This window comes from Salinimicrobium sp. 3283s (genome assembly GCF_039602225.1).
Lineage (GTDB): Bacteria > Bacteroidota > Bacteroidia > Flavobacteriales > Flavobacteriaceae > Salinimicrobium > Salinimicrobium profundisediminis.
On record NZ_CP143631.1, the window covers coordinates 360,618 to 374,313 of the forward strand.

The 13,696-nt window shown below is 42.7% G+C and carries 11 protein-coding genes; 6 read left to right on the forward strand and 5 right to left on the reverse strand.

Translation table 11 applies throughout. The features are described 5' to 3' along the window. Window positions 1-28: 28 nt before the first annotated feature. Window positions 29-2,098 (reverse strand): S9 family peptidase, encoded by a 2,070-nt coding sequence (locus VS868_RS01595; protein WP_345598976.1) that lies wholly within the window; start codon window positions 2,096-2,098, stop codon window positions 29-31. A gap of 124 nt (window positions 2,099-2,222) precedes the next feature. On the opposite strand from VS868_RS01595, the gene VS868_RS01600 reads away from it, so the two are divergent. Then, entirely contained in the window at window positions 2,223-2,552 is a 330-nt protein-coding gene (locus VS868_RS01600) for a YbaB/EbfC family nucleoid-associated protein (protein ID WP_266071200.1), read from the forward strand. Between the two features lie 140 nt (window positions 2,553-2,692). On the opposite strand, the gene VS868_RS01605 is transcribed toward VS868_RS01600, so the two are convergent. Beyond that, window positions 2,693-3,721, reverse strand: a complete 1,029-nt coding sequence (locus VS868_RS01605; protein WP_345599809.1) for a GntG family PLP-dependent aldolase — start codon at window positions 3,719-3,721, stop codon at window positions 2,693-2,695. Between the two features lie 135 nt (window positions 3,722-3,856). Here VS868_RS01605 and prfB point away from each other — a divergent pair. The 3 genes from prfB to VS868_RS01620 all read left to right on the forward strand — a co-directional run bounded on the left by prfB (window position 3,857) and on the right by VS868_RS01620 (window position 8,223). Continuing rightward, window positions 3,857-4,952, forward strand: a protein-coding gene (gene prfB, locus VS868_RS01610; RefSeq protein WP_266071201.1) for a peptide chain release factor 2 whose coding sequence is annotated in 2 segments (ribosomal slippage) — window positions 3,857-3,919 and window positions 3,921-4,952 — 1,095 coding nt in all. Because the reading frame shifts where the segments join, the coding sequence is not laid out codon by codon here. Window positions 4,953-5,053: 101 nt separating this feature from the next. Next, entirely contained in the window at window positions 5,054-5,398 is a 345-nt protein-coding gene (gene arsC / locus VS868_RS01615) for an arsenate reductase (glutaredoxin) (RefSeq protein WP_345598977.1), read from the forward strand. A gap of 293 nt (window positions 5,399-5,691) precedes the next feature. Beyond that, window positions 5,692-8,223 carry a TonB-dependent receptor gene (locus VS868_RS01620; RefSeq protein ID WP_266071203.1) on the forward strand — a complete coding sequence of 844 codons (2,532 nt, stop codon included), beginning with the start codon at window positions 5,692-5,694 and terminating at the stop codon, window positions 8,221-8,223. Window positions 8,224-8,331: 108 nt separating this feature from the next. Here VS868_RS01620 and VS868_RS01625 read toward each other — a convergent pair whose 3' ends face one another. Beyond that, the gene (locus tag VS868_RS01625; RefSeq protein ID WP_265163022.1) at window positions 8,332-8,505 is read right to left on the reverse strand and encodes a hypothetical protein; all 174 of its coding nucleotides are present in this window, start codon (window positions 8,503-8,505) and stop codon (window positions 8,332-8,334) included. Between the two features lie 195 nt (window positions 8,506-8,700). On the opposite strand from VS868_RS01625, the gene fumC reads away from it, so the two are divergent. Together fumC and VS868_RS01635 are read left to right on the forward strand one after the other, a co-directional pair. Continuing rightward, window positions 8,701-10,098, forward strand: a complete 1,398-nt coding sequence (fumC, locus tag VS868_RS01630) for a class II fumarate hydratase (RefSeq protein ID WP_266071204.1) — start codon at window positions 8,701-8,703, stop codon at window positions 10,096-10,098. Window positions 10,099-10,234: 136 nt separating this feature from the next. Further along, window positions 10,235-10,636, forward strand: a complete 402-nt coding sequence (locus VS868_RS01635) for a hypothetical protein (protein ID WP_345598978.1) — start codon at window positions 10,235-10,237, stop codon at window positions 10,634-10,636. On the opposite strand, the gene hutH is transcribed toward VS868_RS01635, so the two are convergent. Further along, the gene (hutH, locus tag VS868_RS01640) at window positions 10,606-12,111 is read right to left on the reverse strand and encodes a histidine ammonia-lyase (RefSeq protein WP_345598979.1); all 1,506 of its coding nucleotides are present in this window, start codon (window positions 12,109-12,111) and stop codon (window positions 10,606-10,608) included. The genes VS868_RS01635 and hutH overlap by 31 nt on opposite strands. Beyond that, entirely contained in the window at window positions 12,111-13,640 is a 1,530-nt protein-coding gene (locus VS868_RS01645; RefSeq protein WP_266071207.1) for an NAD(P)H-hydrate dehydratase, read from the reverse strand. The genes hutH and VS868_RS01645 overlap by 1 nt, the downstream gene beginning before the upstream one ends. Window positions 13,641-13,696 lie beyond the last annotated feature (56 nt).

Sequence of the window (13,696 nt, forward strand, 5' to 3'; positions counted from 1 at the left end):
CGAAGCAAATTTAAGTCAAATATTTTAATTATTGGTCCATTCCCTCTAAATCGAGAAGAAAAGCGTATTCTTCAGCGACTTCGCGCAGGGCTTCAAATCGGCCTGATGCTCCTCCATGCCCTGCTTCCATGTTTGTATGAAAAAGCAATTTATTGGAGTCGGTTTTTAGTTCCCTCAATTTTGCCACCCACTTGGCCGGCTCCCAATACTGCACCTGGGAATCATGAAGACCTGTAGTGACCAGCATGTTAGGGTAATTTTGCGCCGTAACATTGTCGTATGGCGAATAAGATTTCATATAAGTATAGTATTCGGCATCATTAGGATTTCCCCACTCATCATACTCACCTGTGGTTAAAGGAATACTTTCATCTAGCATGGTAGTCACAACGTCAACAAAAGGCACCGAGGCAATAATGCCTTTATAAAGCTGTGGTGCCATGTTGGCTACTGCTCCCATAAGCAATCCTCCTGCTGAACCTCCACTGGCGTACATATGTTCCGCAGAAGTGTATTTCTCCTCAATAAGGTACCTGGTACAGTCAATAAAATCGGTAAAAGTATTTTTCTTTTTTAGCAGCTTTCCATCTTCATACCACTGTCTCCCCAGGTACTCCCCTCCTCTTACGTGTGCAATAACAAAGATAAAGCCCCTGTCAAGCAGGCTAAGGCGAACATTTGAAAAGTACGGGTCAATGGTAGAACCATACGAACCATAAGCATACTGCAGCACCGGGTTTTTCCCGTCTCTCTTCAACTCCTTCCGGTGTACCAGCGTCATTGGGATCTTAGCACCGTCTCGCGCTGTAGCCCAAATACGATCAGATACATAATTTTCTTTCTGAAACTTCCCTCCCAGTACTTCCAGTTCCTTCTTCACATCCTTTTCCTTGGTGCGCATGTTGAAATCTACCACCTGGGTGGGAGTAGTAAGGGAGTTGTATGTATACCTCAATATTTCGGTATCAAAATCGGGGTTTGTACCCGTAAAAGCGGTGTAGGTTTCATTGTCGAACGGCAAGAAATAAGAATCGGTGCCGTCCCACCTGCGAATGTGGATCTTATTAAGACCATCACTCCTTTCGCTTACTACCAGGTAATCTCTAAACAGGTCAATATCTTCAAGCAACACATGCTCGCGATGCGGAATTACTTCTTCCCAGTTTTCGATCCCCGGGTTGTGCACCGGAGCTTTCATCAATTTGAAATTGGTAGCTCCGTCTTTATTTGTGAGTATATAAAAACTGTCACGGTAGTGGGCAATGCCATACTCCACACCCCTAATTCTGGGCTGTACAATTTGTAATTCCCCATGAGGATCATCGGCGGCAATAAACCTGTATTCCGAAGTTAAAGTACTGTCTGATCCTATGATTATATAACGCTGGGATTTTGATTTATAAACATAAGTATGAAAGGTCTCGTCTTCCTCAAAGAAAACAAGCTCATCCTCTTTGGCCTTTGTTCCCAGCCGATGCTTGAAAATCTTGTTGCTACGCAAGGTTTCCTCGTCCTTTCGGGCATAGAAAAGTGTTTTATTGTCATTTGCCCAGGTAGCGCCTCCCGTAGTATTCTTAATCTTTTCAGGATATACTTCGCCTGTCTCCAGGTTTTTAATGTAGAGCGTATATTTTCTACGGCTCACCGTATCTACCGCATAAGAAATAAGCTTATTATTGGGGCTCACACTTAAGCCGCTAAGCCGGTAATAGTCGTGGCCTTTAGCCATCTCGTTCACGTCAAAAAGGATTTCTTCAGGCGCATCGAGGGTTTCTTTTTTCCTGGAATATATTGGGTAATCCTTGCCTTTTTCAAAGCGGGTAACATACCAGTAACCATTCAGTTTATAAGGAACAGAAGAATCATCTTCCTTGATCCTTTTCTTCACCTCCTGAAAAAGGTCTTCCTGCAACTGTTTTGTATGAGCCGTCATTCGCTCATTATAGTCATTTTCGCGGGTGAGGTAATCAAGTACTTCAGGGTTTTCGCGCTCTCGCAGCCAGAAGTAATCATCTATACGAACATCTCCGTGTTTTTCAAGTTGTACGGGAATCTTTTTAGCCCGCGGAGCCTTAATTTCTTGAGCAACCACTTTCATCTTTCCATTTTAATTTTACCGGCTGCAAAGTTAAGCTTTCTAATAAAGAAAACTTAAAACTGTGTCTATTAGTTCTCTTATTAGACTTTTTAGGTAATTTTGTATTAACAGAAAAAATGAAACTATGTTTGGAGATATGATGGGCATGATGAATAAAATCAAAGAGACCCAAAAAAAAGTTGAAGAAACTAAAGAAAGGCTTAAAACTGTTTTGCTCGATGAACAATCGGCCGACGGACTTTTAAAAGTTACCATTACTGCAAGCCGTGAGATCAAAAACATCGAAATTGCCGATGAACTTCTTGAAGACAAAGAACAGCTGGAAGATTACCTGGTGCTAACCATCAATAAAGCTGTTGCCCGGGCAACCGAAGTAAACGAAGCCGAACTTGCCGCCGTTGCCAAAGAAGGTATGCCCGATATTCCCGGAATGAATGATATGCTTGGCAAATAGATATGAAATATTAGACGGGAGACACTAGACTTAAATCTTTATTTTTGAAATAATTATAAAACTCTACCATCTCCCGACTACAGTCTAACGACTAAAAAAAGTTACCCGTCAAAAATGGCATTTTTGACGGGTAACTTTTTTTACAGCTCTATTTTTTCCAGCACTTTCAGAAACCTTTGATGCATTTCTTCGGAATAATCGTGGTGGGTAACGATCCTTAGCTTCCCCTGCCCCATATTGCTTATCCTAATGTTCTCCTGCTGAAGGCATTTCATAAAAGCTGCTTCATCTGAAGCATTTTTGAGATAAAAGATCACAATATTGGTTTCTACGGGCTCGACTTCGCCAACATAGCTTTGGGAGTTTAAGGTTTTACCAATTTCTGAAGCTCTTCTATTGTCTTCAGCCAGGCGTTCCACCTGGTTATCGAGGGCATATATGCCCGCGGCAGCCATAAAACCTACCTGCCGCATGCCACCACCCAAAACCTTTCTCACGCGCATGGCATTTTTCATCACCTTCTTATTTCCAATAAGCACAGTGCCCATTGGCGTACCCAAACCTTTAGAAAGACATACAGAAATAGTATCAAAGATCTTCCCATACTCTTTCGGGTCTTCATTTTTAGCTACCAGGGCATTGAAGAGCCTGGCGCCGTCAAGATGCAGGCCAAGGTTGTGCTCATCGCACACCTTTCTTATCTTTTTTATTTCTTCAAAGTCGTAACAGGCTCCGCCCCCTTTGTTTGTGGTGTTTTCCAGACAAACAAGCGTAGTAAGCGGACTGTGATAAAAGTCGGGGGGATTGATATTCTCCTCTACCTGGGCTGCAGTGATCATCCCGCGGTCACCGTCAACCAGTTTACAGGACACTCCGCTGTTAAAGGACGCTCCGCCGCCTTCGTAGTTGTACACATGAGCCCACTTGTCACAAATCAATTGATCGGCCGGCTGGGTGTGTAATTTAATAGCGGCCTGGTTGGCCATACTTCCGGTAGGAAAGAACAGCGCTTCATCCATTCCAAACATATCAGCCAGTTTTCTCTCGAGTTTGTTCACCGTGGGATCTTCCTTATAAACATCATCTCCTACTTCGGCATTAATAATAGCCTGCATCATTCCTTTAGTAGGCCTGGTAACGGTATCACTTCTAAGATCTATTTCTTTCATCATAAAATATTAAACGTTTGACCTTCAGAAATGATCTTTAAAAATGCCATTTTTGAAGGTGTATAAAACTATAAAATATTGGTAAAATAGTTTCCCGGAACCCTCATTAATTCTATTTTTGTTGAAAATTCAAGTATGCTTACAACAGAGACAATAAAAGATCTCAAAGATCGCCTGGTTGCGTTAAGGAGGTATCTTTGACGTTGATGCCAAAAACATAGAAATATCCAATCTCCAGGAAAAAACCCTGGCTCCCGATTTCTGGAATGATCCCAAAAAAGCGGAACTTCTTGTAAAAGAGCTCAATTCTCAAAAGAAATGGGTAGACGATTACGAAGAGGCTGTCACTCTTGTGGACGATCTCGAAGTGATCTATGAATTCTATAAAGAAGGAGAAGCCACGGCTGAAGATGTTGAAGAAAGGCATGAAAAATCCAAAAGTCTTATTGAAGACCTGGAGTTTAAAAATATGCTTTCTGAAGAGGGAGATAATTTAAGTGCCGTATTGCAGGTAACTGCCGGTGCCGGTGGTACCGAAAGTTGTGACTGGGCCGAAATGTTGATGCGCATGTATTTGCGCTGGGCCGAAGACAGGGGATACTCTGTACGCGAACTCAACTACCAGGCCGGTGAGGTTGCAGGTGTGAAAACGGTGACCATTGAAATAGAAGGTGAGTTTGCTTTTGGCTGGCTAAAAGGAGAAAATGGAGTGCACCGCCTGGTGAGAATTTCCCCTTTTGACAGTAATGCGAAAAGGCATACCTCGTTTGCCAGTATTTATGTTTATCCATTGGCCGATGAAACCATTGAGATTGATATCAATCCTTCAGATATTTCGTGGGAAACCATGAGATCATCGGGTGCAGGAGGTCAAAATGTGAACAAGGTGGAAACTGCCGTAAGGCTGCGACACGCACCTTCGGGCATTGTGATAGAGAATTCTGAAACCCGTTCCCAGCTTGACAACAAGACCAAAGCCATGCAGTTACTGAAGAGTCAGCTTTATGAAATTGAACTTCAGAAGCAACAGGCGCAGCGCAGGGAAATTGAAGATTCCAAGATGAAAATTGAATGGGGATCACAAATAAGGAATTACGTGATGCACCCCTACAAGCTCGTAAAAGACGTTCGTACCGGCGAAGAAACAGGAAATGTTGATTCGGTGATGGATGGAGATATTGACCAGTTCTTAAAAGCCTTTCTCATGATGATGGGACAGAAGGCGGAATAAGGTTTAAGGTTTAAGGTTTAAGGTTTAAAATTAAGAAACTGCAACTCGCAACCTGCAACCCGCAACTGGAAAAATAAAAAAAACTCATAACTTAAAGAACAATGCTAAAGATCTACCACAATACCCGATGCAAAAAATCTCGCGAAGGATTACAGGTTCTGGAAGAATCGGGCAAAGATTTTGAAGTGCGCGAATATTTAAAGGATACCCTGAGCGAAAAAGAAATTACAGATCTACTTCAGAAATTAAATATGGCGCCTATTGAACTGGTGCGTACAGAAGAAAAAATCTGGAAAGAAGATTATCGCGACCGCGATTTAAGCGATAAAGAACTCATTAGAGTGATGGCTGAAAACCCAAAACTCATTCAGCGGCCCATTGTGGAAACAAAACACAAAGCGGTAATAGGAAGGCCAGCTTCCAATATTGAAGAGCTGATAGGATAAAACAAGAGGCTTCTAAAAAGGCATTTTTGACACCCCGGGACTTTCGTCCCGGTTTTGTTTTTTACAGCACCTTCCAAAGAAAGGATTCATTTTCAGAAGAAAAAAATAATCGCTTCATTTCAGTTTTTCAGAATGACTAAAATGCATTTTTTTATAAATGAGCCGCTACTTTTCTCCCCTCCACAACTCTAAACTTTTACCTAATAATCAGTTATTTATAATAAAAAAAAGGCTTTTTTAAGTAAAAAATTAAACCATTTTGGTTTTTACCTGTCAAAGAAATAAAACCAAGTATGATTACGAACATCACCCGGCACCGAACCAGTGCCTTAATTTTTTCTTTCTTTTTATTACTTTCTCTATCAGCCTTTGCACAGGCACCCCAGTATGAAGTTTCGGGAAAAGTGACCGATGAGCAAGGCACTCCGCTGGAGTATGCCACCATTTCTTTTCAAAGCACCGGCGACCCATCAAATGTTACGGGAGGCATTACAGATGCGCAGGGAAATTTCAATATTGACGTACGCCAGGGAACCTATAATATCACTATAGAATTCATTTCTTTTGAACCTAAAACCTTTAAAAATCGCCAGGTAAACAAAGACCTTAATATGGGTGCTGTAAAGCTTGGAATGGCAGCCGGGGAACTGGAAGAGGTCGTGGTAACTGCTGAAACCACACAGGTAGAAGTACGGCTAGATAAAAAGATATACAATATAGGTAAAGACCTTACCACTGCAGGCGGTACAGTAGCCGATGCCCTTAACAACGTGCCATCGGTTTCAGTAGATATTGAAGGCGGAATAAGCCTTAGAGGAAACGAGAATGTGCGCATCCTTATTAATGGCAAACCTTCGGCCATGGCAGGGTTTGGAAATACTGATGTGCTGTCACAACTTCCGGCAGATGCTATTGAGCGTGTGGAGGTGATCACCTCTCCTTCAGCAAGATATGACGCCGAAGGTACAGCAGGGATCCTGAATATTATCCTCAAAAAAGAAAAGACGCTTGGTCTTAACGGGTCAGTTTCTGCAAGAGTTGGAGACCCCGATCAGCTGGGACTTTCAGCCAATGTAAACCTTAGAAAAGATAAATTCAATATTTTCAACACCACCGGATTCAGGTATTTTGATGCCCCCGGAAAAGCATTTTCAGACACTCGTTATTTGGAGTATACTAATGAAGACGGGGAGCTTATAGATCCTACTTCCGAAAGGCTTGTTGAAGACCGAAGAATGGATCGTCTTAACCGAAATTTCTATACCAGCCTTGGGATGGAATATTACATCACCGATATGTCATCTATTACAGCAACCGGATTCTACAGGTATGGCGAAGATGAAGACATTACCACCAACCGCAGCAGCGAGTACACCGAAGATGGCATATTAAAGACACTGCGAACAGAAAACCAGATTGAAGACGACAACAGTTACCAGTTTGCCCTGAATTACATCAATAAATTCAACGATAGCGGGCACCAGTTAACTGCCGACATCCAATACGAACGGGATGAGGAAACGCAAACGGGAGACATTAACGAAAGTATTGTTTCAAATACCACTAAGCTTGATCCTTTTTATCCGTTGGAACAAACTTTTACTGAAGAAACACAAAATGAATTTCTTCTCCAGGCCGATTATGTGAGGCCAATTGGAGAGAATGCTCAATTTGAGGCAGGATACCGCGGAAGTTTTGAAGAAGAAGTTACCGATTACCAACTCCTGCTCGAAAATAGGGAGAACGGAATTTTAGAATTGAGTCCGCTTACCAACGTATTCACTTATACCGAAAATGTGAACTCCCTTTATTCACAATACGGAAATAAGTTTGGAGACTTCTCTTTCCTTTTGGGATTACGCCTTGAAAACACTCAGCTGAAAGGAAAAATTGATTCCGATCTTACCGAGGAAGAATTAAGAGAAGAATTTAAAATACCTATAGATACAGATTTTGACAACAATTACCTGGGCCTTTTCCCTACTGTAAACCTTATTTATGAATTAAACGAGCAGGAAAACATCACGCTTGGGTACAACAGAAGGATTAACAGGCCACGTGGCTGGTTTATTAATCCTTTCCCTTCAAGAGCAAGTAGAACAAACATCTTTCAGGGAAATCCAAATCTTGAACCGGCTTATTCAGACGCGTTCGACCTTGGTTACCTTAAAAGGTGGGACAAACTCACCCTTACCTCTTCGGTTTACTACCAATATGAAACCGATTCATTTGAAAGGGTAGAACAAATTTCTACAGCCACAGATAGCACGCAGGTTATTAGAACCATTCCTATCAACTTAGCTACCACAGCACGAATTGGTGCCGAAGCCGGAGTGTTATACAATCCCACAAGATGGCTGCGACTGAACGGTAGCGTAAACTTCTTCCAGTTTGATACTGATGGTGATTATAACGGGGTTGACTACAGCGCTAAAAACACCAGCTGGTATGGAAGGTTTAGCTCTAAAGTATCACTTCCTGCCAAGATAGACTGGCAAACCAATGCTTTTTACAGAGGTGCTTCGGAAGGAGCCCAAACAGAAACCGACGGTTTATTTATGGTAGATATGGCTTTGAGCAAAGAATTGTTCAACGAAAAAGCCTCGCTCACGCTTAACATCCAGGATCTACTGAATTCCCGAAAAAGAGATGCGTTTACCATAACTGAAAGATTTGAAAGAGAAAGTGAGTTTCAATGGAGGCAACGCAGCATCACTCTTTCGTTCACTTACAGGTTCAATCAACAGCGCCGCGACCAGGAAAGACAGAACAGAGAAGCTGGTGACATGAATGGCGGTATGGGTGATGAAGGAGGAGACTTCTAGAGTAACCAAATAGTATTATAAAACAGAAAAGCCGTCAAATTTGACGGCTTTTCTGTTTTCTGTAATGGCTCTAAAAATAGCCACAAAAAAAAGGACTTGAAGTCCTTTTTAAGCTTTTTCTCTCTCCAGGCGTTTCTTCTCTTTCTTTTCGTCGAGCATTTCTTTAACTGCGCCTCCTATCCAATAAGGGATAATGGCGGTTAAGAATAGCATTACCCAAAACCCGATGAGTAGTATAATAAGGAAAGCCAGAAAGCCTAAATATTGATCAAATTCAAACATGTGTTGTATTTTATTGAATCTTTGCCAAAGATAGAAACTCTAAGAAGTTATCGCAAAAGTTTTTATTTTATTTTTTATGTTGGTTTCAGGTTTAAAAAAGCAACCGATTTTTTTGCCCTTTCCACCCTAATTTTGTCTCGTTTTAAGTGCTTATAATTTATCGAAGATGTAAATTTGTAGTAAACCAATTAAATCATGGAATACAGAATAGAAAAGGATACCATGGGGGAAGTAAAAGTCCCTTCAGATAAACTTTGGGGAGCACAAACCGAACGCTCCAGGAACAACTTTAAAATCGGCGCTCCGGGTTCTATGCCAATGGAGATCATTTACGGTTTCGCATATCTTAAAAAGGCTGCAGCCTTCACCAACTGTGAACTTGGGGTTCTTTCAGTAGACAAAAGAGATTACATCTCAAAAGTTTGTGAAGAGATCCTTGAAGGGAAACACGATGACCAGTTTCCCCTGGTGATTTGGCAAACAGGTAGCGGCACGCAAAGCAACATGAACCTCAACGAGGTAATTGCCAATCGTGCCCAGCAAATTGCCGGAAGAACTGTTGGAGAAGGTGAAAAAGTGCTTTCTCCCAATGACGATGTGAACAAATCTCAATCTTCAAATGACACTTTCCCTACAGGAATGCACATCGCAGTGTACAAGAAGATTGTAGAAGTAACCATTCCCGGGGTGAAGAAACTCCGCAACACCCTTAAAAAGAAGTCGGAAGAATTCAAGGATGTGGTAAAGATTGGCCGCACCCACTTTATGGATGCCACTCCCCTTACTTTAGGGCAGGAATTCAGCGGGTATGTTTCTCAACTTGACCACGGCCTTAACGCCCTTGAGAACACGCTGCCACACCTTTCTGAACTCGCCCTGGGCGGAACAGCAGTAGGAACAGGATTGAATACCCCAAAAGGTTATTCAAAGCGCGTAGCTGAGTTTATTGCAAAATTCACTGAGCTTCCTTTTACCTCTGCTCCCAATAAGTTTGAAGCCTTAGCAGCTCACGATGCTTTTGTAGAAACCAGCGGTGCCTTAAAAACACTGGCAGTGTCTCTTAATAAAATTGCCAATGATGTAAGAATGCTTGCCTCTGGCCCAAGAAGCGGAATTGGCGAGATCCTTATCCCTGCCAATGAGCCCGGATCTTCTATTATGCCCGGTAAGGTAAACCCAACCCAGGTAGAAGCCCTAACCATGGTTTGTGCACAGGTGATTGGAAATGACGTTACCATTAACGTGGGCGGTATGCAGGGACAGTTTGAACTGAATGTATTCAAGCCCGTGATGGCAGCAAATATCCTGCAAAGTGCACAGTTACTTGGTGATGCCTGCGCTTCTTTTGACGAACATTGCGCCGCCGGTATTGAGCCAAATAAGCCAAGGATACAGGAGCTACTCAATAACTCTTTGATGCTGGTTACAGCCCTTAATACTAAGATTGGATATTACAAGGCAGCCGAAATTGCCAATACCGCACATAAGAACGGCACTACCTTAAAAGAGGAAGCCGTTAACCTTGGGTATGTTACTGCCGAAGAATTTGATGAATGGGTAAGACCTCAGGATATGGTTGGCAGTTTAAAATAATCACCTAACTCCTTAAAAAATAAGGTCTTCAAAAATGGCATTTTTGAAGACCTTATTTTTTTTCATCCAATCTCACTGGCTGCTTCATCAACTTCAAAATAAAAGTGATAATTTCACCGCCTATTCCAAACAAATAATGACAAGAAAAGTTGAGTTGGACTGCGGCGTGATCTGGGTCCACGACAGGATACTGATCAATGAAATGAACGAAGGTGCTTTACTTGATGTAGCAACGAACAAAAAAATCCTGCAAATTGGCAGCGAGAGCTTTGGCCACGATTACTTCGGATATATTTCCCATAGAATACACTCTTACGCAGTGAATCCTATGGTGTACCGCGAGTCTGCCGAACACCCACGCCTAAAAGCAATCGCCGTGGTTTCTGAAAATGCACTCACCCGCCAAACCGCCCGTGTAGAACGGCAGTTTTACACCAATAAAAATTCCTTTGAGATCTTTAGCTCCCTTGAGGAAGCTAAAGTCTGGATGATGGAGCAAATAAATGCTTATTCAAAGGTAAAATCGCTCAAAGGGTAATTCTGAAGGAATTTTTTTGCCTTCTGAATAAAAGGTGCCATAACAACATCCTCTTTTACCAAAGGAATTTCTTTCCTGAATTCTTCAATTAATTTCTGAAGAACAGGAGAAGTCTTATAAGCACCTCTATACGACAATGCCTGTGACGCGTTGTAGAGTTCTATAGCCAAAATGCTATTCACATTTTCTACAACTTTTACTGCTTTTGTGGCGGCATTAGCCCCCATGCTCACATGATCTTCCTGCCCGTTTGAAGATACAATAGAATCTATACTCGCAGGGGTGCAAAGTTGCTTGTTCTGACTCACAATACTGGCGGCGGTGTACTGCGGAATCATGAATCCACTGTTAAGCCCCGGCGCATCAACCAAAAATGCAGGTCCGCGCAAACCAGATACCAGCTGATAGATCCTTCTTTCTGAAATACTACCCAGCTCGGCCATAGCAATAGCCAGATAATCTAAGGACAAAGCTAATGGCTGCCCGTGAAAATTCCCTCCCGAAATGATCTTATTGGCATCTGCAAAAATGTTAGGATTATCGGTAACCGAATTTATTTCGGTCTTAAAACATTTGTACACAAAATCGAGCGTGTCTTTGCTGGCACCATGCACCTGCGGTATACACCTGAAGGAGTAAGGATCCTGTACGTTTTGCTTTACCTGTTTGGCAATCTCACTACCTGCAAGGATCTTCCTGATCCTTTCGGCTGTTTTCACCTGCCCGCGATGGGGACGTACAAGATGTACCAGCTCATCAAAAGGAGAAGTGTTACAATCAAAAGCATCTACAGATAAGGCTCCAATGACATCGGCCCAAATAGAAAGCCGGTTAGACTGAAGAAGCGCATATACACCATGAGCACTCATAAACTGGGTTCCGTTAAGCAGGGCAAGACCTTCTTTAGACTGCAAAGTGATAGGCTTCCATCCAAATTTCTTCAGCATTTCTTCCGAAGGAATAATTTCGCCATTAAGGTACACTTCTCCCTTTCCTATTAAAGGTAGCGCAAGATGAGCCAGCGGTGCAAGATCTCCTGAAGCTCCCAAAGATCCCTGAGAATAAACCACCGGCAGCACATCTTCATTATAAAAATCTATAAGCCTGTTCACCGTTTCGAGCGAAACCCCGGAATGCCCGTAGCTCAAGGATTGAATTTTTAACAGTAACATCAACCTGATGATAGGTTTTGATACTTTTTCGCCTGTTCCGCAGGCGTGAGACATTACCAGGTTTTCCTGTAGTTTGGTAAGATTTTCTGTTGAGATCTTCACATTGCACAAAGAGCCAAAACCGGTATTGATCCCGTAAATGGGGCTCTTGTTCTCCTTCATTTTTTGGTCGAGATACCTTCTCGCCTTCTCAATCTGGTAAACAGCCTCTTCACTAAGGGCAAGGCTTTTATTATTCTGAATAATCTCCCTTATTTCTTCAATGTCGAGGACAGAAGAACTTATATAATGACAATCTCTCATTAGGAAATGTTGGTTTTTTCGGTTTCAAAAAGGTCAAAAATCGCGGCTCCTGTGTTCTTTGCAATATCTCCCGCAACCACTCCTTCATAACTGAATCTTTCGGCTGCAATATCTCCGGCTTTTCCATGAAGGTATACTCCGAGGATGGTGGCGCGAAGGGATTCGTATCCCTGGCCAACAAGTGCAGCTAGCACACCGGTCAACACATCTCCGCTGCCGGCAGTGGCCATCCCGGGGTTCCCGGTGGTATTAATAAAAAGATCTTTTGGAGTTACTGTAAACGTATAGGTGCCTTTAATAAGCAGCACTACTTTATATTTTTTAGTGAAAGCCCTCGCCTTCTCCAGTTTTTCAAAATCATCTTTCCATGAACCAATCAGCCTTTCCAGTTCTTTGGGATGGGGTGTTAGGATACTGCCTTCGGGTAAAAGCTCGAGCAAATTGCCATTTTTGGAAAGTATATTAAGTCCGTCGGCATCTATCACCATCGGCTTTTCATATTTCTTCAGCAGTTGTTCAAAAGCTTCAATAGTTTCTTCTTTAGTGCCCACTCCTATTCCGAAGGCTATCACATCGGGATCAAGGTCAAAGTCTATATTGGTAAGGATCTCTTTATGCGGATCGGTAATCACCATAGCTTCGGGAAGTGCGGTTTGCAGGATATCATATCCGCATTTTGGCGCATAAATCGTCACCAAACCGGCACCTGCCCGCAGAGCAGCAGTAGCGCTAAGGCAAACACTGCCTATTTTACCATAGCTCCCTCCAATGATCAGGGCGTGGCCATAAGTTCCTTTATGGGTGAATCTTTGGCGTGGGGTGTAAAGGGCCCTTGCTTCGGCTTTGCCAATTAATTCGGCTGCTGCGGGGGCATCTTTGAGAAATTCGGGGTCGAGTCCAATATCGAGAATTTGCAGGTCGCCAACAAAAGGGGCAGTACCGGGCAGGTAAAATGCCATTTTTGGCACCTGGAAACTGATTGTATAGCTCGCTTTAATAATAGATTCCATATCTGCTACCGCAGCATCGGCCATGAGGCCCGAAGGCATATCTATAGCCAGCACAAAGGCTCCCGAGGCATTGATGTGCTTTACTAAACCAGCGACCCAATTGGGCAGCGGTCGGTTTAAGCCCACTCCAAAGATGGCATCAACTACAAAATCGCCATATTTTATTTCGGGAAGCTCGTCTTCAGCTTTGAGAAGTACAGGCCAGTTTTTTGAGAGGTTTTTTACCCGATCGTAATTCACCAGAAAATCCGGCGAGCGTTGATCACTGTAGTTTACTATATATATGGTGACATCATAGCCCGCTTCGATCAACTGCCGTCCCACTACAAGCCCATCTCCTCCATTGTTCCCAATTCCGCAGAAAATTTTAACAGGAATTGGCGCGCCCTGCAGGCGTTTATGAATCTCATCAAAAACCAGCGTGGCAGCTCTCTCCATTAATTCGGTGGAAGAAATCCCCTGCTTTTCAATAGTCAGTTTATCGGCCTGCTTTATTTGTTTGGCGCTAAGGATCTTCATGAATGCTATTTTTGAAAAGTTACACAAATATAAAATTTCCTTCGGCCCCAGCCTTT

Coding starts and splice junctions, on each gene's coding strand:
- VS868_RS01600 (WP_266071200.1), top strand. CDS start 2,223: ATGTTTGGAGATATGATGGGCATGATGAATAAAATCAAAGAGACCCAA.
- fumC (WP_266071204.1), top strand. CDS start 8,701: ATGGAATACAGAATAGAAAAGGATACCATGGGGGAAGTAAAAGTCCCT.
- VS868_RS01595 (WP_345598976.1), bottom strand. CDS start 2,098: ATGAAAGTGGTTGCTCAAGAAATTAAGGCTCCGCGGGCTAAAAAGATT.
- VS868_RS01645 (WP_266071207.1), bottom strand. CDS start 13,640: ATGAAGATCCTTAGCGCCAAACAAATAAAGCAGGCCGATAAACTGACT.
- hutH (WP_345598979.1), bottom strand. CDS start 12,111: ATGAGAGATTGTCATTATATAAGTTCTTCTGTCCTCGACATTGAAGAA.
- VS868_RS01625 (WP_265163022.1), bottom strand. CDS start 8,505: ATGTTTGAATTTGATCAATATTTAGGCTTTCTGGCTTTCCTTATTATA.
- VS868_RS01605 (WP_345599809.1), bottom strand. CDS start 3,721: ATGAAAGAAATAGATCTTAGAAGTGATACCGTTACCAGGCCTACTAAA.
- VS868_RS01635 (WP_345598978.1), top strand. CDS start 10,235: ATGACAAGAAAAGTTGAGTTGGACTGCGGCGTGATCTGGGTCCACGAC.
- VS868_RS01620 (WP_266071203.1), top strand. CDS start 5,692: ATGATTACGAACATCACCCGGCACCGAACCAGTGCCTTAATTTTTTCT.
- arsC (WP_345598977.1), top strand. CDS start 5,054: ATGCTAAAGATCTACCACAATACCCGATGCAAAAAATCTCGCGAAGGA.